This window comes from Coleofasciculus sp. H7-1 (assembly GCF_057473865.1).
This window is the reverse complement of record NZ_JBYCCT010000078.1, coordinates 21,708-40,677: the sequence shown is the minus strand read 5'-3', so window position 1 is coordinate 40,677 and position 18,970 is coordinate 21,708. Positions and strand designations below refer to the sequence as shown.

Genomic DNA, 18,970 nt, shown 5'->3' with positions numbered 1-18,970 from the left:
AGAGACGTTGCATACAACGTCTCTGCTTTGGGTATTTACTGTGTGCAAATTAAATGTGTGACAGTTTACCAACTTTGCCTATTCCTACTACCTACTACTCATCCACTACACTTAATGAATGAGTGCCAAAGCAATTAGGAAATTATTTGCTATGCCAAAAAGCAAATGGTTATTTGCTATTCTATTTTCTGCGATGCTGGCGATTACTGTGTTCCTGGGATATATCCGAACTGATAAAGTTGCCGCACAACAGGAAGGCGATGGTCAAAAGACATTAGTGATGGTGACTTCTGCTGACTATCCACCTTATGAATTTCGAGACACAGCTACTGGCAAAGATGAAATTATTGGATTTGACGTAGACATTGCCAAATATATTACTAAAGAACTAGGCTATGAACTTGAAATTAAAGATACAGACTTTAACGGTTTGATTGCTGCCTTGCAGTCGCGTCGTGCTGACTTTGCTATGGCTGGTATGACCCCTACAGAAGAACGTAAGAAAAATATAGATTTTTCCGATATTTACTATGAAGCAAAAAACACCATTGTTGCCAAAAAAGGTAGCAACCTGACGAAACCAGAAGATTTAGCTGGTAAAAAAGTCGGCGTCCAGTTGGGGACGACTCAAGAAAAAGAAGCTAGTAAATTTAAGAACGTCAATCTGGTAGCACTAAATAAAACTGGCGATTTGATCCAAGAGATTAAGTCAAATCGAATTGCAGCCGCTATTCTCGAAGATACAATTGCCAAGGGTTTTGTAGCAAACAATCCAGAGCTGGAATTGAATACCATTTCCAATGGCGAGGCAGCTGGTTCTGCGATCGCTTTCCCTAAAGGTTCGCCGCTTGTTGATGACTTCAACCGAGTGCTTCAGCAAATAAAACAAAGCGGCGAGATAGAAACGCTGGTGAAAAAGTGGTTTGACAACAGTGGAAAAACCGAAAACGCCAGCACTTCAAACTTATCTTTTGCTAAGATAGCACCCAGTATTCCTTACATTCTTCAAGGGGTATTAATTACCTTACAATTTACCGCTATATCGGCAGTTTTAGGATTCATTTGGGGTACAGTGCTGTCTTTGTTGAAAATTTCTAGCATCAAGCTACTGGTTTGGTTTGGAACAGCTTACACATCTATATTTCGAGGCGTACCGCTGCTGGTGACATTATTTATAATATATTACGCAACGCCTCAATTAACTGGCTACAATATTTCCCCACTGCAAGCAGGCGTTATTGCGTTTACTCTCAACTCAGGAGCTTACATTTCTGAGACAATTCGCGCCGGAATTCTTGCAGTTGACAAAGGACAACGGGAAGCTTCTCTGTCGCTGGGTATTCCCTACAAACCGATGATGTTAGATATTATTTTGCCACAGGCGTTAAAGAATATTGGCTCTTCATTACTTGGTATGCTAAAAAGTTGATTCCAAAACTTGAAAGGCTTACCTAGCAAGGTATAACGATTTTGGACTGTATTTTCTATTTAATAAACGCTAAATTGGCTTAAATTCATGGCTAGTATAGCTTGTGGCGCTTCTTGACTATAAATTTAGCATACCAACTACGGAAGAGCCAGAATATTTTGCCAGCGCTGGTAAATGAAAGTAGTGCTTTGCTTAAAGATTCTTCGCTGGTTTCAACGATTGGCGTGACTGACCTGTTACGCCGTGCCTACATTGTGGGAGCCGAAAAATATATTGCTTTTGAACCTTTGATATTTGCGGCTGTTATTTATTATTTGATGATTATGACTCTCACTTTAGGAGGTTATGCACTTGAACGACGATTACAGCGTAGCGATTAAGGTGGAAAATCTGCATAAATCCTTTGGAAATCTCCAAGTTTTGCAAGCAATTTCTACTGAGATTAGACAAGGGGAAGTTGTGGCGGTGATTGGTCCTTCTGGGTCGGGTAAGTCAACTTTTCTCCGTTGCCTAAATTTACTGGAAGTGCCAACTTTGGGACACGTTTATATTCAAGGAGTAGACATCACGACGCGGAAAACCGACATTATGAAGATTCGCCAAAATGTCGGCATGGTATTTCAGCATTTCTATCTATTTCCTCACATGACGGTGTTGAAAAATGTGATGTATGCACCGATGAAAGTGAAGCACGTTTCTAAGGAGGAGGCGCGGCGAGAAGGACTGGAATTGTTATCAAAGGTAGGTTTGTCGGAAAAAGCAGATATTTATCCCTCTAAGTTGTCGGGGGGACAAAAGCAGCGGGTAGCGATCGCGCGTTCCTTGGCAATGAAGCCAGATATCATGTTGTTTGACGAACCAACCTCCGCACTCGACCCAGAAATGGTGAAAGAGGTGTTAGAAGTAATGCAAGACTTGACTAAAACTGGCATCACGATGGCAATTGTTACCCATGAAATGGGGTTTGCGCGGGAAGTTGCCGATCGCATTTTGTTTCTTGATGGGGGACGACTGGCTGAAGATTCACCGCCGAAGGAGTTTTTTATCAATCCCAAGAGCGATCGCGCTAAGCAATTTCTTGATAAAATATTGTAAAAGATATCCGAAGTTGATTGAGTAACTTCTGTACTCTTAGATAAATAAGTAACTTGAGGTTTCCTACTGGCATATTTGGGGTGCGAGGCATCACGTCAAAGTGTATGTGCTTGACTTATTCGCCCCAAGAACAAGAGATTTCTGCTTCGATTACTCTCCACTCATCCTGAAAGTAGTAGATACAAATTTACAGCGTTCTAAATATATTTTAGCAACTTTATCCATCGGGTTGTGGTATAGACAATCTTGAAAGAGTTGTGCAGCCTCACTAATTTTTTGATTTTTATAGAATAACAAAGCCTTTTCAAATATTGTTTTTGCGGTCAATTTACCATTTTTTAATTCCGCTAAATCTCCATCAAATACTTCATAAACTGTTACTTCTTCAGATTTCCCTTTAATTTTCACCCGATCGATAATACGGATGAAATAATCAGAGGAATTCTGTAACTGCAAAAAAGTCTGGTGACTGATTAATAATGACACTCCATACTCTTTCGTCAATCCTTCAATACGGGAGGCTAAATTGACAGCATCGCTGATGACAGTGCCCTGCATCCGGTTGTTTCCTCCCACTGTGCCCAACATCAAAGAGCCTGTATTGATGCCAATCCCGATCTGAATTGGAGGATAACCAGCTTGGGCGCGATGCTGATTATATTCGGCAAGATTATGTAGCATGGTAATCGCTGCTTTAATAGCATCATCTGCACCGCCGCTAAACAGTGCCATAATTCCATCACCGATATATTTATCAATAAAGCCATTATGCTTGGTAATCGCAGGCTCCATGCGGCTCAAAAAGGCATTAATAAATTGAAAATTGTCTGACGGCGTCATTTTTTCCGAAAGTGCAGTAAAGTCTCGAATATCGGCAAATAACACCGACATTTCCTGCTGCACTTGGTCGCCTAATGTGACATCGACAATGCTTTCTTTCTTCAAAAACTGAAGAAATTCACGCGGTACAAACCGTTCGTAAGCGATGTTGAGTTGATAAAGTTGATTAATCAAATTTATCCGTTCTGCTTCTGCCTGTTTGCGTTGCGTGATATCTTGAAAGGCAGCGATCGCGTACACAATTTTGCCCTTTTCATCAAAAATTGGCGTTGCCCACACCTCTATCGGGATAATCTTGTCTGCTTGGTGAACCTCCATATCATCAACAGTCGAGCAGGAGCCGCTCAACGCCAGCATCAGCGGCTGTCGGGCAGTCGGGTACAACCTATCTGTCCCTGCCACATAAGCTTGATAAACTTCTGGCAGTTGAGCGGTGGTGTCTTCCGGGGCGATGCCCTTGCCGAGTAACCGCTGTGCCGTATGATTGGCGTAGTAGGGTTTGCCGCTCGCATCAATCACGAAAACACCTACCGGCACGGCTTCTAGAAATTGAGCCAACCTTCTCTCGCTGGCACGCACTGCCTCCTCTGCCTTGTTATGCAACTCGGCTTCCACCGTATCAGAGTGTTCCGTAGTCGTCTCTAGCAAAATTTCCAAATCGGTCTTATCTCTAGTAACGATTGTCAAAAGAGACTGGAGTGCTGCTTGACTAGCTTGTAGTGCTTCTTCGGTACGCTGGCGCTCGGCAATTTCGGCTTGTAGTTGTTGATTGGACTGATGCAACTGAGCTTCAACCATATCGGAGTGTTCTGTAGTCGTCTCCAGCAAGATTTCCAAGTCAGCTTTTTTGTTTTTCAAGCCTTCCAATTCCCGGCGCAGACTGGCGATTTCTAAAAGCAGATGTTCTGTTGAGGGTTGTTCTTTCTGCATCGCCTTAGGATTTGCACTTTGACGAAAATTAACTTATCTAGTTTTAAATGCCAGTACCTAGCCTTGTAGGGGTTTTTATGCCAATTCCAGCTGCAAAGAAGGCATTAGCCGCTGCAAATTCTTCAATGACTTACTTTGCCAGGGGATATTTTTAGAGCCTTGTACAATCATCTGAATACTTTCTTTTTGACGCACATTGATGACAAATTTCGACAGAACATTGATTCCCGAACTATTTAGAAATTCTAGTTCCCGCAAGTTCAGGGTAATTGTTGGTGGCTCTGAGTCAACTAAATCATTGAGTAACTTCACAATTGGTGCATATTCTTCCATTCCACTGAGTCGGAGGGAACCTTGGAAGATTGCTGTTTCAGTAACTGAGTCGTACCAAATGCTGTAATCTTCAGTCTTAATATCCATTACGCATCAACTCCTTGCATATTCTGAGCGACTAGGTAAGCTATACTGCCAACTGCACCATTGTGGTCACGGCGATCGCTTCCGGCTCCAGCTCTTTTTGGATAGTCTCAAACTTCCAGCCTAGCTTAGCCTGATAATCGTTCATCATTGTCAAAAAGCCTAACCCAGATTCGCTCTCGCTCTCGTCTTCTGCATTTTTTTCTAGCTGACGAAGATACAACTCACTGGGATCGCAGGTGGTTAAGTGTGTGATAAATGTCTGAAACTTAGCGATCGCGCCTGGATTGATATTGTTAGTGGCGAGGAATACAAGGCGATCGCTATGCATTTGTAGCCGAATGCTGATAGATTGCAGCGATGTGTCATCATTAAATTTCATAGCATTCTCTAGCAACTCATTGGCGATAAAACTAACAGCACTCTTGATCTCTGCTTTTGGATCGGTTTCGGTCTTATTCTTATTACCAGGAAAGAAAGTTGCAAAATAGTCAGCCATAAAATCAGCCGACAAACCATTGTTGCGCCAGCGTTGCTTTAGCGGGATGGAGGTAGGCGAAAATACAATTGTCAAGCCTTCCTGACTGCTCGGCAGCTCGTCCCTGAAGTCTCCGAATATTTGAATCATATCAATTTTGTCATTTGGTAATTGGTAATATTTTTAAGTTTGAATTAAATAATATTCTTCTAACTTAACACTCATTAACGATTACCGATTTTTGTTTGAACATTTTAGAGCATTTGCTCATTAATTTTCCTCTACACAGCCAATCGGAATCTCAATGTAGAATTCTGTTCCTTGTCCTGGCTCAGAGATACATCTAAGCTGTCCCCCATGTTTTTCTACCACAATTTGGTAACTGATTGATAGACCCAATCCGGTGCCTTTACCGACTTGTTTAGTTGTAAATAAAGGTTTAAATAACTGTTGCTTTGCCTCTTCGGAAATTCCAGCTCCATTATCGGCAATCCGGATCGCGATATGAGAAAAATTAAGTTCCAAACATGAAGAATTAACCAATCCGTTTTCATCCTTTATCCTTGGTTCTCCATACTTTATTTCAGTATGAATCCAAATAGTAGGCACGGGGTTTTGATTGTTACTGAAAACTAACGTTCCAGATGCCATTGCTTCTTCTAGCGCATCAATGGCATTGGCAATGAGATTCATAAACACTTGATTTAGTTGTCCAGCATAGCACTCTACAAGCGGGATGTTTTCATATTCTTTAATTAATTTAATTTCCGGGCGATTTCCGTTAGGAGTCAGGCGATGTTTCAAAATCAGTAGAGTACTATCAATCCCATCATGAATATTAAAAAGTGTCTTAATGGATGTATCGGCACGAGAGAAGGTTCGCAGAGACACGCTAATTTGATGGATGCGGTCTATGCCTATTTTCATAGAAGAAAGTATTTTAGGCAGGTCTTCGGTTAAGAAGTCAATATCAATAGCTTGTGCCTCTGATTGGATTTCCGGTGCTGGATTTGAATAATGCTGTTGGTAAAGTTTTAACAACCTGAGTAAATTGCAGGTGTAGTCATAGGCATAGGCGAGATTGCCAGATAGAAAGTTAACTGGATTGTTGATTTCGTGGGCAATTCCGGCGACCAATTGCCCAAGAGAGGACATTTTTTCACTTTGTACTAATTGAACTTGAGCTTGCTGCAAGTCGCGCAGCGATCGCTCTAATTGTTGAGCTTTTTCTCGTTCTCGCGCTTCGCTTGCCCTGAGAGATTGCTCAATCTGCTGGCGCTCCGTGATATCAATGGTGGTTCCCTCGTAGTAGAGTAAGGTGCCGTTGGCATCACAAATCGCACGGGTATTCTCCGAAATCCAGATGATGCTGCCATCTTGGCGATAAATTTGATACTCGAATCCCTTAACTTCACCCTGCTCGGTTAATAAATCTATGAGATTGTCACGGCATTTCGGGTCAACATAAACTTGATATTTGATTTCTGGGATGCTATTCATCATCTCCTCAGGAGACTCATAGCCGTAGATTTTTGCCAATGCCGGATTCACACAGATGTAGTGTCCGTCCAATGTAATCTGAAAAATCCCCTCAATAGCGTTTTCAAAAATACTGCGATACCTAGCTTCCGCTTGTTGCAGCGCTTCTGCGGCTCGCTTGCGCTCGGTGGTGTCTTGAAAGGCGGCAATAGCATAAGCAATATTGTCCTTGTCATCAAAAATTGGGGACGCCCACACCTCTATAGGAATCAATTTGTCTGTTTGGTGAATCTCCGAATTGTCAACGGCTACTTTTTCGCCTCTCAACGCCCGCACGAGCGGCAGGCGATCGCTGGGGTACAATTGCTCTGTGCCTGCGACATAGAGTTGATAACTCTCTGACAATTCCTCAAGAGTGGTTTCTGACATAATACCTTTGCCCAGGATTTGCTGTGCTGTCTGATTGGCGTAGTAGGATTTACCGCTAGCATCAACCACGAAGACACCCACTGGCAGAGCTTCCAGAAATTGCGCCAGCCTGCGATCGCTTTGCTTGCCCGCCTCCACTGCCTTGTCATACAACTGAGCTGTAACCGTATCTGAATGTTCTGTCGTATTCTCCAGCAAGATTTCCAGGTCAGCCTTTTCTCTTTTCAAGTCTTCCAGTTCTTGGGACAAGCTTTCTATCCTCAAAAAGAGCTGTTCTGTTAATGCTTTTTCTTTCTCGATTGCCATAGGTTTTTATTTTTGCCAGAAAATGACTTCCCCTAGCAAGGGATATTTTTAGAATTTTGGATCGCTATTTAAATATTCCCTTTCTCAGTAACTTTTCTAACAAACTTTACAGAACATTTTCCTGCAAACTCGGCTTATTTCTGTTTGAGAACCAGCAAAGTGATGTCATCGTCAATTTTCTGTTCGCCGATATGCTGCCGCAGATCGTCAATTACGGCTTGTTTAATTTCCCCAACCGTCTGTTGCCAGTTGCGGCTGACTATCTCACACAGCCGCTCTAACCCGTATCGTACCCTGAATCTATTTTCGGCTTCAGTGATGCCATCGGTGTACAGCACCACTACGTCCCCTGAATGCAATTGCAACTGAATCTGGGCGACGAAATTGGTAATGTCTGCTTCTAGCCCAATCGGGAAGCCTAAATCAACCGTGTCAATCCGTTCCACCTCACCGCCGGAACGCACGACAATCATTTCTTCGTGTTGTCCGGTCAGGCGCAGCGTTCCTGCTTGGTAATCCAGTAAGGAGAGGCTGAGATTTTTATCGCAATTCATCCGCTGCACATTGTGATAAATGGTTCGGTTGAGTACGTCCAAGAATTTCCTGGGGTCGGTTTCGTTGTTTTCCAGTAGCGTCCGGACTGCTGTCTGCACCATGATCGTTAAGACGCCGCTTTCGAGTCCGTGTCCGGTTACATCGCCGATCCCGATTTTGACCTTATCCTCGTAATTGAGTACATCGTAGTAGTCGCCGCCTACCTCTTCGGCTGGTTCCATAAAGCTGGCAATCTCCAGTCCGGCAATCGATTCAAGTTCTTGCTGTTTGGGCAATAGCATCTGTTGCAGTCGGCGCGTCACGGCTAACTCAGCGCCCATGCGGATATTGTCGGCTTGGAGACGCTCGTTGAGGGCAAGAATCTCGCCGTTGGCGTGAGCGAGTTCGCTGGTGCGTTCCTCAACTTTTTGTTCCAAAGTGTAGCTGTAATTCCGCACCGCCTCCTCAGCTTGCTTGCGCTCAGTAATATCGCGCACCAGGATCACATATTCTTGGAAGTCTTGATTGAAACGGTTGGAGACGGCTGCCTCAACAATGGTAGGATGTTCGGGCGTTTTTAGGGTATGTTCGCTTCGGCTCGACCAATCATCTGGCTGACCTGCCAAGGCGGGAAATATCTGGTTGAGACGATATCCCAGGAGATGGGGAGCGATCGCTGTTAATAGTTGCTCGGCGGCTGGGTTGGCTTGACGAATGACGCCGTTTTCATCGACTACGAGAATCGCGTCAATGGCAATATTGAACAAATGCTCAGACTGTTCTCTGGCTTCGACGATTGCCGTGACTTGGGGCAAACTTGTCCAGCAAGCGATCGCTACCCCAACAAAAGCAATCGTCAGCAGCAGCACCACATACAGATTGTTGCTGTTATGACCAACGTCTATCATTCCGACTCTGGCTCTAAACACCCAGCTAATGGTGGCAGCGCTACAGATCAGTAAGATCAGGATGACCACCTGAAAGGCGACAAAATCGGATATTTTAGTTTGCGATCGCCCTCGGTAATGCTGAATCCACCAAGCGGGATGAAAGGGTGCCAACCGGATGTGGCGCATCACCCGATCTGCTGCCAAAATCCCTAGGGGAAATAGCAACCCAATCAAGAAGTCTTTCCAACCCCAAGCCAAACCCCCAACCACCAAGACAACGACTTCCAGCAAAAACAAGACACCCGACCACCAAGGCAGAAATACCTCCGGTCTCTTTCGGCGCAGCCACAGTGCTAAATGCACCGACATGATCGATACAAACCAGCCGGTGTTACTCACGACCGCAATCCGGGGGACATCTCCCCAAGCTAGACAAATCAGACTGAGCAACAACGTCAGCACCAAGGCGGGACCGAATACACCCCGTCGGGACACCACAGCGAACACGGGAGATAAATGTCCGTCCACGGCAAGTTGGTACAGCATCCGGGGACAGTTGGAAACCACCGTCGCGCACGAGAGAAGCGAACCAGCGGCAAGAAAAAAGGTAACGATGAAAGCTGCCGACTTTCCCCAGAATGGCGTGGAAACCGCTAACAAATTTAAGAAGGTGTCACCGCCCAGACTTGGGTCGGTGGCTAAGCGCATCAGTACCCAGGAACCCCCCAGAAAGATGGGCGGCATGATCCAAGATGAGATAGTTAGGAACCGCAACGTTTCATCAGGACGGCGGCTATCGGCAACAAATGCAGACGCAGATTCACAAGCGTAGGTCGTGTAGGTGACGAAGAATAACCACTTCGCCCAATCCACAAAAGAGAGATGCGACCAAGTGGTCGGGAAAAAGCCAGGACTGGCTGGGGAAGTGGCTAACCAGCCGATGCCAAATAGGCAAAAAGCGAGTAAAAGTCCAATTGCCGGGATGACAAAAAATAAGTGCAGAATACTTAAGGCGCGGGTGCCGCTAAACGCCAAAATAAAAGTGATCAGCGTAAAGCCAATTTTTACGAGAGTATCGGGACAAGCAATCCCTAAAGGCTCCAGGTTTACCTTAATCAGTTCTGTAAGCACAACTACGTTAATCGCCAGCGTTGAGACCCAGCTGAAGAAGTAACCAATTGCTGCGTAACGGGCTAGCCCCGGATAGTGCTTTAGCAACCGGGTGGTATAGTTGGGCGTTCCTCCGGCTACGTCGGGAAAATGCCTGCCTAAGCGTTTTACTTGCAGGTTTAGCAAGATGCCGAGGATTGTTCCTGGCAACCAGACGAAAATAGCCCCAGTTCCCAGAGCAACGTGCAGTGCGGGGGCAATGGCAGGCCACGAGATATGAGCTGTCAGACCAAAGCCCCACGTTTCTAGAGAGCTAAGACTGCGGGGTAAGCGCGGGGCTGAGTACCGATTTGGAGGGGCAGAGTCTATTATTGTCGGCAATGGTGTTGAGGTCATCAGGTTTATTAGTGTTTTTATGTCAATTTATTTTCAGCGCTTGACAATGAGAGCGATCGCGTTATGGAGATTTAGGATAATTAATCGCAGTAGGATACTTTCTTTTAATTTATATGTCGAACTATTTCTGTTTGAGTACTGGCAAACTGATGCCATTGTAAATCGTTGGATACGCAAATAGCCGCACGTTTTCAACACAACGCTGTTCTAGCAAGTATTGCATCACAGACCTATTTTCGGCTTCGGTAATTTCATGGGTTCTACTAAGTTATTTTCTCTAGATACACTTGCTCATCTGTTCGTTGAAGAAGAGTTGTCATGAACGATAAAGTAGGAACTATAGCAGTCCTATTTGATTGGTGAGACTTTTTTAACGAACCGCAGAGGACGCCAAGGACGCAGAGGGAAGAGAAGAGAAGAGAGAAGAGAGAAGAGAAGAAGAGGGAAGAGGAGTTCACAGATAAATTAGGATGGCGATGAATTGTTGAGAATATATCCTTGAATGGGATAAGAATACTTAAGTTGCTTTTAGCTCACATCTTGCACCATTCTCAACAAGTCGCCAATCCCGCCCGGAACTCAACCGGGCTAATAGAATCAAGTCCACGCTTAGTGGACTGAAGATGCAAGCTCTCAGTTTTAGCCCACATTCGGTCAAGTTTCCTATGTTGAACTACTCGTTTAAGGAGTGCCCAACGGTTCGACTGGACGGATAATTGCTGGGGTAGCTGGTTTTTCTGTCTGGAAGATTGCTTGAAGTGATTCTTCTAAAGTTTCTGCCATGACGATGCGATTTTCGTAGGCAGCAATGACTCTCACTAATGTTGGCAAACTATTTTGTTCGGCTTCTAGATAAAGAGGTTCGACGTAGAGGAGCGATCGCTCTATCGGAATTACTAACAAATTACCTTGAATTGCCCGTGAACCCTGCCGATTCCACAGAGAAATCTGCTGAGAAATGACCGGATCTTGGTTGATTAAAGCTTCGATTTGCTCGGTTCCGTAAACCAGTTGTTGCTTGGGAAACTCGTAGAGTAACAACTTGCCATATTCATCTCCATCGGAACGTGCCGCCAACCAGGCAATTAAGTTGGTGCGTTGCCTGGGTGTGAAGGGAAGGAGAAGAATAAATTCTTCTTCCTGGGCCGTCGGCAGTTTCATGATCAGGTAGTAAGGTTCCACGGGTCGCGGTTCGCTACCATAAATCTCAGTCGGAACCTGCCACTGGTCTTCCCGATTGTAAAACACCTGCGGGTCGGTCATGTGATAAGTCCGCAACCGTTCTGACTGAATGCTGAAAAAGTCCACTGGATAGCGAAGATGACTCCGCAGGGAAGTGGGCATAGCATTTAATGGTTTTAGCAGGTCGGGAAAGATCGCAGACCAGGAGGTAATAATCGGGTCTTGGGGGTCGGCAACGTAACAATTAACCGAACCGTTATAGGCATCAATGACAACTTTGACGGAGTTGCGGATGTAATTAAATTGCTTTTCGCCAGGGTCGGAGTAGGGATAGCGATCGCTTGTTGTATAAGCATCGATAATCCAGTAAAGGTAATTTTGCTCGTTCGATGCATCGGTCTTGGCAACTACCAAGTAGGGATCGCTATCGAACCGCAAGAAAGGGGCGATCGCCTGAACTCGCTGTGTTATATTACGACGAAACAACACCTTGGTTTGCGGTGTGAAATTCCGCGTAAACATCATTTGCCAGTCTTTCAAATACTCGGCAAATAAAAGACGCTGCCACCACGAACCGATGGAGACGCCGCCAGTGCCATCGTAGGTGTTATAAACATTCTCGTTGCCACTGGGATAATCTAACTCTTTGACTCTGGTTGGCGTCATCACATAAGTATTGCTGATTTCGCCGTAATAAATCCGGGGTATCCCAATCGGAATGCTGGCCCGAATCCGTTCGCTAGATACATTTAAGGCGCTGTTGTTAGCAGCATCGGGATTGGTGGCTATGTCTTTAACAAAATAGTCTGGCAGTCCACCAGAACCAACTCTATTGACCGGACTGAGGGTAAATCCATAACCGTGAGTATAAATCAAATGTTTGTTTACCCAAGTCTTTGCTTCCGGGGGAACAGCACTGTAGTCTAACTCTCTAGCTGCGATAATCACTTGTTGCCTTTCGGTCTGCCTGGTTTCCTCTGAAGCTGCTATCTTCAAGGTATATCGGTCAATGTCAGCGTCAGGAAACTTGTAATAGAGACGGATTTGTTGCAACTGGCGATTTGTTTGTAGAAGTGGGCGCTTATCCCAAAGGCGAATATTGCGAATCGTCAGTTCATTCTGCTGGATGTCTGCGGCAGTAAGATTCCCTTGAGGGTCGAAGGTTTTAACTTCAATATTCTCTAAATTAAATGCTGCCCTGGTAAAGGCAATACTGTGTTCAATATAGGTTCGTTCTCGCGCCAATTCATTGGGTTGAACGATGAGGCATTGCACCACGGTGGGTAAGGCAATCAAAAATGAAAAATTAAATATTAAAAAGGCAATGTAAATAATTTTAAAATTAAAACTTTTTATTTTAAATTGAATTGTCTGCCAGAACAAAAGTAGCGCGATCGCTAGTGAGAATACGCTCAATCCGGTATACAGTGGCAATCGCACGCTGACATCAGTGTAACTGGCACCATAGGTAACGCCGGTGGTGGAATACAACAATTGATAGCGCCATAACCAATAACCGAGAGCAAAAGCAGCACATAGGCAACTACCGAGTCCGCACAAATGACGCATCTGGGATTTGGAAAACCCTGGAAATCTGCCCTCACTCAAACTATCTCCAGACAGCAAATATATCAGGGTGACTGCTACAAAACCATACAAAAATAGTCCGAAAACCCAAAATCCTAGTAACTCCCAAACTGGCAACTGAAATACATAAAAGCTGATATCTCGCCCAAATAAGGGATCGGTGTTGTTAAAACTGGTGGTATGGAAATACTGTAAGATTCTCGCCCAGTGACTTGACAGCACCAGTCCAAAGAATAAACTGAGGAAAAGCGCGATCGCTGTTAACAAAAACTGCGGATAAATCAACACCAGCGCCGCCGCTACCAACACCACGACAACTTGCCAGATGCTAGAAAGCGTCTTTCTACCCATCTGCCATATCAACTCAGGCTGAAACCAAACTGGCAAAAGGGGAGATACACTCGGCAAGCTAACATTAGGATGCCAATAACTAGCTGCTATTTGACCATAGTGCAGCAGCATCAACCCAATCAGCACACTAAGTACCCCTATCCCAGGCAAAAGCGATCGCAATTTCAGTGCTGACGACTGAGGACTGATTGAAAAAAAGGATTCTCCCTTATACTCTTCGGTTAAGACTCGATCCCCCCTCACCCTCGCGCTAACGCGCCGCTTCCCTAGTAAAAAGGGGGAATCAAAGCCCCCCTTTTTAAGGGGGGTTGGGGGGATCTCTTTAGGATACTTAAGAAGATGAGCCAGATATAAATTACCCAGTGAAAAGCCAGCTGTGACAATAAATGCGATCGCCCACAACCCCAGCTGAGTTCTTACCCTGAGAAGAAACGCCGGTAGATATCCGACTTCCTGAAACCAAAAAACATCTGCTACTAGGTAAGCGACTAGATCGAAGGCTAGCCACAGTCCTAGTAGCAGTACAATCCCTGGAAAAATTCGATTCATTATTCATTGTTCATTGTTCGTTGTTCGTTGTTCATAGAAGTTGCCATGAACCCTGAACGATGAACTCTGAACGATTAGCTAAATTGTTCGCCTATATCCAGGTTAAACAGAGTTTGGAGTGCCTGCATCGCTTTGCGTCTGGCTTCGATATCTTGTTGCGATCGCAGTTGTACCATCGGATCGTGCAGAATTTTGTTGACAATTCCGCGCGTTAGTGCTTCGATAACTTCTTGATGTCTTTCGGCAAATTCCGTACCCAAGCGAGACAAAGCTTTTTCTAACTCTTGAGTGCGAATCGTTTCCATTTTATCACGCAGGCAGCTGATGGTGGGAACGGTTTCGAGCGATCGCCACCAGACATCAAAGGCTTCCACCTCTTCTTCTAGCAGCCCCTGGGCTTCCATTGCCATCTTACGGCGGCTTTCGTGATTCTGAGCCACCACTGCCTTTAAGTCATCGACATTAAACGCCTGCACGTTGTCCAGCTCGTTAACATCCCCATCCACATTGCGCGGGACAGAAATATCAAAGATCATCAAACCTCGGTGCGCTTCCAGGTGAATTTCCAGTTTCGACCGATTCAACAGTGGTTCTGTAGAAGAGGTACTGGTAAACACCAAGTCCGACGTAGCGATCGCTGACATCATTTCCGACAGCGGATACAGTTGCAACTGCGCCTCTGGGAACTGATTCGCCAATTCCTGCGCCCGCTGGATAGAACGGTTCAGAACCGAGATGTGAACCGCTCCTTTTGCCAGTAAATGTTGCACTAACAGCCGGGACATTTTCCCAGCACCCAAAATCGTCACTCGACAAGCTGCCAAGTTCTGGGCTTTGATCTGGGCTAACTCTACAGCGGCTGAACTAATTGAGACAGCACCCGTACCGATACTGGTTTCCGTCCGGACTCGCTTCCCAGCAGTCAGCGCTTGCTTGAACAACCGATTCAGGATGCTACCGATGCCCTTGTATTGCTGTCCTAGTTTGTGAGTATGTTTCACTTGCGCCAGGATTTGCCCTTCGCCCAGCACCAAACTATCTAAACCTGCTGACACCCGCATCAAGTGCATGACTGCATCTTCATGCAACAAAACAAACAAGTGTTGCCGTAGTTGATGCAGGGGTAACTTGCTGTGTTCGGAAAGAAATTGGGTAACTTCCCGAACTCCCTGTTCGGTTTCATGAGCAACGATGTAAATTTCCAGGCGGTTGCAGGTGCTAAGAATCGCGACTTCTGCAATGTGGGGGTAGCTCATGAGGGCAAGAGTTGCACCTTCACACGCTGGCTCTGGAATACTTAATTTTTCCCGAATCTCAACCGGCGCTGTTTTATGGCTAAGACCTACGACTGCAATATTCATTTGCTAATTGCTAATTACTAATTGCTTATTGGGTTGAAGGTTAAAAGATTAGAAGATTGAAGGTTGAAGATTACAAGGTTGAAGATTAGAAGGTTGAAAGTTCACCCTGCAACCTACAACCTGCAACCCAATTACCCACAGACTACCTCAATTGCAGCTGCTTCGGCTCTTCAAACATATGGATAGTGTCAACAAACCGAGCCGTCTGCGACTGGCTGGAAATGACCAAGCTTTGAGTGCGTGCGCCTCCCTTGAAGAAGCGGACGCCTTCCATGAGTGTGCCGGGGGTGATGCCACAAGCTGCGAACAGAACCGTCTTGCCAGAGGCTAGTTCGTCAGCGTTGTAAACTTTGTCTGGGTCTGTGATGCCCATTCCATTAAGCCGTGCGATATTGCTCTCTCTGCTCTCCCCGATCAATCCAGTTTTCACCACATCTGGATCGTAGATCAGCTGACCTTGGAAGTGTCCACCCAGACAGCGCAGAGCGGCGGCTGAGATGACGCCTTCGGGTGCAGCACCAATTCCCATCAAAGCGTGAATATTGGTACCCGAAAAGGCGCAGGAGATGGCAGCAGAAACGTCACCATCGCTGATCAGTCGCACTCTAGCTCCCGCTTGCCGGATTTCTTGAATCAGCTCTTTGTGACGGGGGCGATCCATCACCACGACCACCAGTTCCTCAATCGAGCGACTCAGGCACTCGGAGAGAATCTTTAGGTTTTGGGTGGCGGACTTGTTAATATCAACATGACCGCGTGCCACTGGGGGCGCTGCCAGCTTTTTCATGTAAAAGTCAGGAGCGGCAAATAAACCGCCTTTCTCAGCAATTGCCAGAACTGCCATTGAACCATTTTGACCGTAGGCAACGAGGTTGGTGCCTTCGCAGGGGTCAACGGCAATATCAATCTCTATCAATTCATCTGGGTTGCAGTAATTTTTGGCATCTTCGCGGGTACAGATACCAACTTCTTCTCCGATATACAACATGGGGGCATCATCCCGTTCGCCTTCGCCGATGACGATCCGACCCCGCATATAAATTTTGTTCATCCGCTCCCGCATGGCTTCCACAGCGACTTGGTCAGCTATGTTTTTTTCGCCTTTGCCCATCCACCGGGAGGATGCGATCGCAGCTTGCTCAACTACCTCTATAATTTCTAATCCCAGCGTATTTTCCACAAAAACTATCCTCTCAACTGCTTGATTTAGCGTCGTTTCATCTGGCGATTCCAGTTAGAAGTCTATCAGAGGGGGGATACCCAAAGCTGGAGATTAACGGCTTGGTTTATGTTAACTTTTGTAATTAGTCATGGGTCAGGAGTCATTAGTTGGTGAATAACTAATGACTCCTGACTTTCTTTAGGGCAATTCAACCGAGGTAGGTTTCGCAATGTGAGGCAGACCCCAACCGAGTTTTTCTCGCAAAATTCGGAAAAACTCAGGGGATTGCAAGCGGATGAATCGAGCCGAAAAGGGCGATCGCTCCAGATACACCCGATCTTCTGGCAATACATAGCACCCAGCATTCCCATCCACCACCATCACCAGCCGAGTAGGATTCGCTGGGAAAATCGTCACGGGTTCGCTATCTGCAAACACCAACGCCCTAGACGCCAGTGAATGAGGACAAATCGGTACCAACTGTAATGTCGGCACCCCAGGCGTCACCACCGGCCCCCCAGCACTCAGTGAGTAAGCCGTCGAGCCAGTCGGAGTCGAGATAATCACCCCATCTGCGGCAATATCCATCAGCGCGTGACGCCCAATCAGCACCTCAAAATGGCACATACTGGTGAGCGGTTCCCGATGAATCACCATTTCATTCAGGCACAGCGCTTCCCACAGCCGGGTATTATCTCGAAATAGCTGCACCGATAGCATCGCTCGCTCTTCAACTTCATACTCCCCAGCCATTAGTATTTCCAGCGCTTGCGGCAGCTGGTTCACATAAGCTTCAGTTAGAAAACCCATGTGCCCGGTATTCACCGCCAGCAAGGGAATCCCACAAGGTGCCACTTGGCGAAATGCCGCCAGAACCGTGCCATCTCCCCCCAGCACCACCGCAAAGCTCATCTCTTCATCAAATCCAGGGGGAGCCAGGGAATCAATTGGGGTATGACACACCGGACGATCGGGGCGAGAATATCCCAAAATCCCACCGGAACCCGTTGTCATGCAAACTTCCCAACCAGCGGCTGTTAGCTTGTCATTTAACTCTGTGGCAACGCGACAAGCTACAGGTTTGGTGTCATTGTATATAATCCCTGCTTTGGGCACGCTTCGAGTCCGGTAGTAGTTCATTCTTAATTGTTAGCGATCAATGGTTGGTTTTTAGGTATGTAACCTATTAAAAACCAACAACTAACAACTCACTTTTCTTTAAGGCTGTAATCAGTTCAAGATGTAAATGGCATCTTTTTTTTGCTCTGCTTTTTATTTTTTGATTTTTCGTAATCAATTTCCTTAAGTTTTTTCAAGATGCGACTGAAGTAGTCTTGCAGGTATGCCTCCAAAGTCGTGATTTGGGCTTGGTCTATCCCGAAGACTTGATAAACCTCATCCATCGGCGCATTCAGGGGTTTGCCTGTCGCTACCACTTCTGCAAAAGCCAACCGATCTGCTAGATTCCAGCCCCACTCAAAAAAGCGAGCGATCCGTCGCACTGTCCGCAGTAAACCCAAAGGCATCCGCGTTACCTTAGATTCCCGCCCGGAAAGACGTTCGCACAGGCGGATGATTTCATAGGCACCCCAAGCACGAGAACCCACAACCGGAAAGGTTTTGTTGGCGGTTTCCGGAACCTTAAGCGCTTTTAGTGCAAACTTAGCAATATCCTGAGTGTCCATGTAAGCCACCGGAGAGGTGTCACCTGTCACCCACACAGCTTGCCCATCTAAAATCGGCACTGCATACTGACCGATCAGCCCTTGCATAAAGCCGCAAGGTCGCAGAATGGTGTAATTCAACCCCGATTCTGCCAAGAAAAGTTCCGTACACCGCTTGATTTCCATCAGCGGGACTTCGGGGTACTTTTCAGCATCCAAAATGGAGAAGAAGATAAAACGCTCAACTTTGGCAGCGGCGGCGGCTTGAATCAGCGCTACTTTGCCATCCCAGTCTACCTGTTTGATACTGGTGGAGTCTGTGGGTCGTGAAGTTGCCGCATCAATCACTGCTGTGACACCTTCAAAGGCTGCTTTTAGGCTTTCGGGATTGGTGAGATCGCCGGGTACTAGCTGGGCACCCCATTCTTTTAAGAATGCCGCCTTTTTCGCACTCCGTACCATACAGCGAACTTGATAGCCCTCTTCTATTGCCCGACGAGCCACCTGTCTGCCCAGGGTGCCGGTGGCACCGACAATTAATAAAGTCATCTAGTAATTAGTAAGGAATCTTAAACTTTCTATAAGATGTTATCAGAAATCTCAGATTTAACGCAAAGAAAGTTTACAAAATTAATAAAGATAGCGATCGCTCACTTCCGACACCACTAGCTAATCGGGTCAGGATGCCCCAAATACTGAATCGCTAGATGATAAGGCAACCGGCAAGGGACAGGGAGTGCGATTTTTGATGGAACACCACTCGCGCCGCCTGTCCTTGCTT

Annotated in this window: 13 protein-coding genes; 3 read left to right on the top strand and 10 right to left on the bottom strand. The window is 46.0% G+C overall.

All coding sequences use genetic code 11. The features are described from left to right. The first annotated feature begins 151 nt into the window (after positions 1-151). From AC2VDX_RS22965 to AC2VDX_RS22955, 3 genes are all read left to right on the top strand, one after another. Positions 152-1,429 (top strand): ABC transporter substrate-binding protein/permease, encoded by a 1,278-nt coding sequence (locus tag AC2VDX_RS22965; protein ID WP_378175289.1) that lies wholly within the window; start codon positions 152-154, stop codon positions 1,427-1,429. Between the two features lie 113 nt (positions 1,430-1,542). Beyond that, entirely contained in the window at positions 1,543-1,809 is a 267-nt protein-coding gene (locus tag AC2VDX_RS22960) for a hypothetical protein (RefSeq protein ID WP_378175286.1), read from the top strand. Then, positions 1,775-2,524 carry an amino acid ABC transporter ATP-binding protein gene (locus AC2VDX_RS22955; RefSeq protein WP_378175283.1) on the top strand — a complete coding sequence of 250 codons (750 nt, stop codon included), beginning with the start codon at positions 1,775-1,777 and terminating at the stop codon, positions 2,522-2,524. Before AC2VDX_RS22960 ends, AC2VDX_RS22955 begins: the two co-directional genes overlap by 35 nt. A 150-nt stretch (positions 2,525-2,674) precedes the next feature. On the opposite strand, the gene AC2VDX_RS22950 is transcribed toward AC2VDX_RS22955, so the two are convergent. The 10 genes from AC2VDX_RS22950 to AC2VDX_RS22905 all read right to left on the bottom strand — a co-directional run bounded on the left by AC2VDX_RS22950 (position 2,675) and on the right by AC2VDX_RS22905 (position 18,738). Beyond that, positions 2,675-4,294 (bottom strand): adenylate/guanylate cyclase domain-containing protein, encoded by a 1,620-nt coding sequence (locus AC2VDX_RS22950; protein ID WP_378175280.1) that lies wholly within the window; start codon positions 4,292-4,294, stop codon positions 2,675-2,677. A gap of 75 nt (positions 4,295-4,369) precedes the next feature. Then, positions 4,370-4,714 (bottom strand): slr1659 superfamily regulator, encoded by a 345-nt coding sequence (locus tag AC2VDX_RS22945; protein WP_378175277.1) that lies wholly within the window; start codon positions 4,712-4,714, stop codon positions 4,370-4,372. Between the two features lie 40 nt (positions 4,715-4,754). Then, positions 4,755-5,339 carry a slr1658 family protein gene (locus AC2VDX_RS22940; protein ID WP_378175274.1) on the bottom strand — a complete coding sequence of 195 codons (585 nt, stop codon included), beginning with the start codon at positions 5,337-5,339 and terminating at the stop codon, positions 4,755-4,757. Positions 5,340-5,459: 120 nt separating this feature from the next. Continuing rightward, positions 5,460-7,403, bottom strand: a complete 1,944-nt coding sequence (locus AC2VDX_RS22935; RefSeq protein WP_378175271.1) for a PAS domain-containing sensor histidine kinase — start codon at positions 7,401-7,403, stop codon at positions 5,460-5,462. A gap of 134 nt (positions 7,404-7,537) precedes the next feature. Further along, complete coding sequence (locus AC2VDX_RS22930) at positions 7,538-10,333, bottom strand: SpoIIE family protein phosphatase (RefSeq protein ID WP_378175269.1); 2,796 nt, start codon at positions 10,331-10,333, stop codon at positions 7,538-7,540. A gap of 681 nt (positions 10,334-11,014) precedes the next feature. Next, on the bottom strand, positions 11,015-14,002 hold the full coding sequence (locus AC2VDX_RS22925) for a UPF0182 family protein (protein ID WP_378175266.1): 2,988 nt from the start codon (positions 14,000-14,002) through the stop codon (positions 11,015-11,017). Between the two features lie 74 nt (positions 14,003-14,076). Further along, positions 14,077-15,363, bottom strand: coding sequence for a glutamyl-tRNA reductase (locus AC2VDX_RS22920; protein ID WP_378175263.1), 1,287 nt, complete (start codon positions 15,361-15,363; stop codon positions 14,077-14,079). Between the two features lie 142 nt (positions 15,364-15,505). Beyond that, on the bottom strand, positions 15,506-16,543 hold the full coding sequence (gene glpX / locus AC2VDX_RS22915) for a class II fructose-bisphosphatase (protein ID WP_378175260.1): 1,038 nt from the start codon (positions 16,541-16,543) through the stop codon (positions 15,506-15,508). Positions 16,544-16,723: 180 nt separating this feature from the next. After that, a complete protein-coding gene (locus tag AC2VDX_RS22910) occupies positions 16,724-17,641 on the bottom strand; it encodes an NAD(+) kinase (RefSeq protein WP_378175668.1) in 918 nt (305 codons plus the stop codon). Positions 17,642-17,760: 119 nt separating this feature from the next. Continuing rightward, the gene (locus AC2VDX_RS22905) at positions 17,761-18,738 is read right to left on the bottom strand and encodes an SDR family oxidoreductase (RefSeq protein ID WP_378175257.1); all 978 of its coding nucleotides are present in this window, start codon (positions 18,736-18,738) and stop codon (positions 17,761-17,763) included. Between the last annotated feature and the right edge of the window lie 232 nt (positions 18,739-18,970).

Coding starts and splice junctions, on each gene's coding strand:
- AC2VDX_RS22965 (WP_378175289.1), top strand. CDS start 152: ATGCCAAAAAGCAAATGGTTATTTGCTATTCTATTTTCTGCGATGCTG.
- AC2VDX_RS22955 (WP_378175283.1), top strand. CDS start 1,775: ATGCACTTGAACGACGATTACAGCGTAGCGATTAAGGTGGAAAATCTG.
- AC2VDX_RS22950 (WP_378175280.1), bottom strand. CDS start 4,294: ATGCAGAAAGAACAACCCTCAACAGAACATCTGCTTTTAGAAATCGCC.
- AC2VDX_RS22945 (WP_378175277.1), bottom strand. CDS start 4,714: ATGGATATTAAGACTGAAGATTACAGCATTTGGTACGACTCAGTTACT.
- AC2VDX_RS22940 (WP_378175274.1), bottom strand. CDS start 5,339: ATGATTCAAATATTCGGAGACTTCAGGGACGAGCTGCCGAGCAGTCAG.
- AC2VDX_RS22935 (WP_378175271.1), bottom strand. CDS start 7,403: ATGGCAATCGAGAAAGAAAAAGCATTAACAGAACAGCTCTTTTTGAGG.
- AC2VDX_RS22930 (WP_378175269.1), bottom strand. CDS start 10,333: ATGACCTCAACACCATTGCCGACAATAATAGACTCTGCCCCTCCAAAT.
- AC2VDX_RS22925 (WP_378175266.1), bottom strand. CDS start 14,002: ATGAATCGAATTTTTCCAGGGATTGTACTGCTACTAGGACTGTGGCTA.
- AC2VDX_RS22920 (WP_378175263.1), bottom strand. CDS start 15,363: ATGAATATTGCAGTCGTAGGTCTTAGCCATAAAACAGCGCCGGTTGAG.
- AC2VDX_RS22905 (WP_378175257.1), bottom strand. CDS start 18,738: ATGACTTTATTAATTGTCGGTGCCACCGGCACCCTGGGCAGACAGGTG.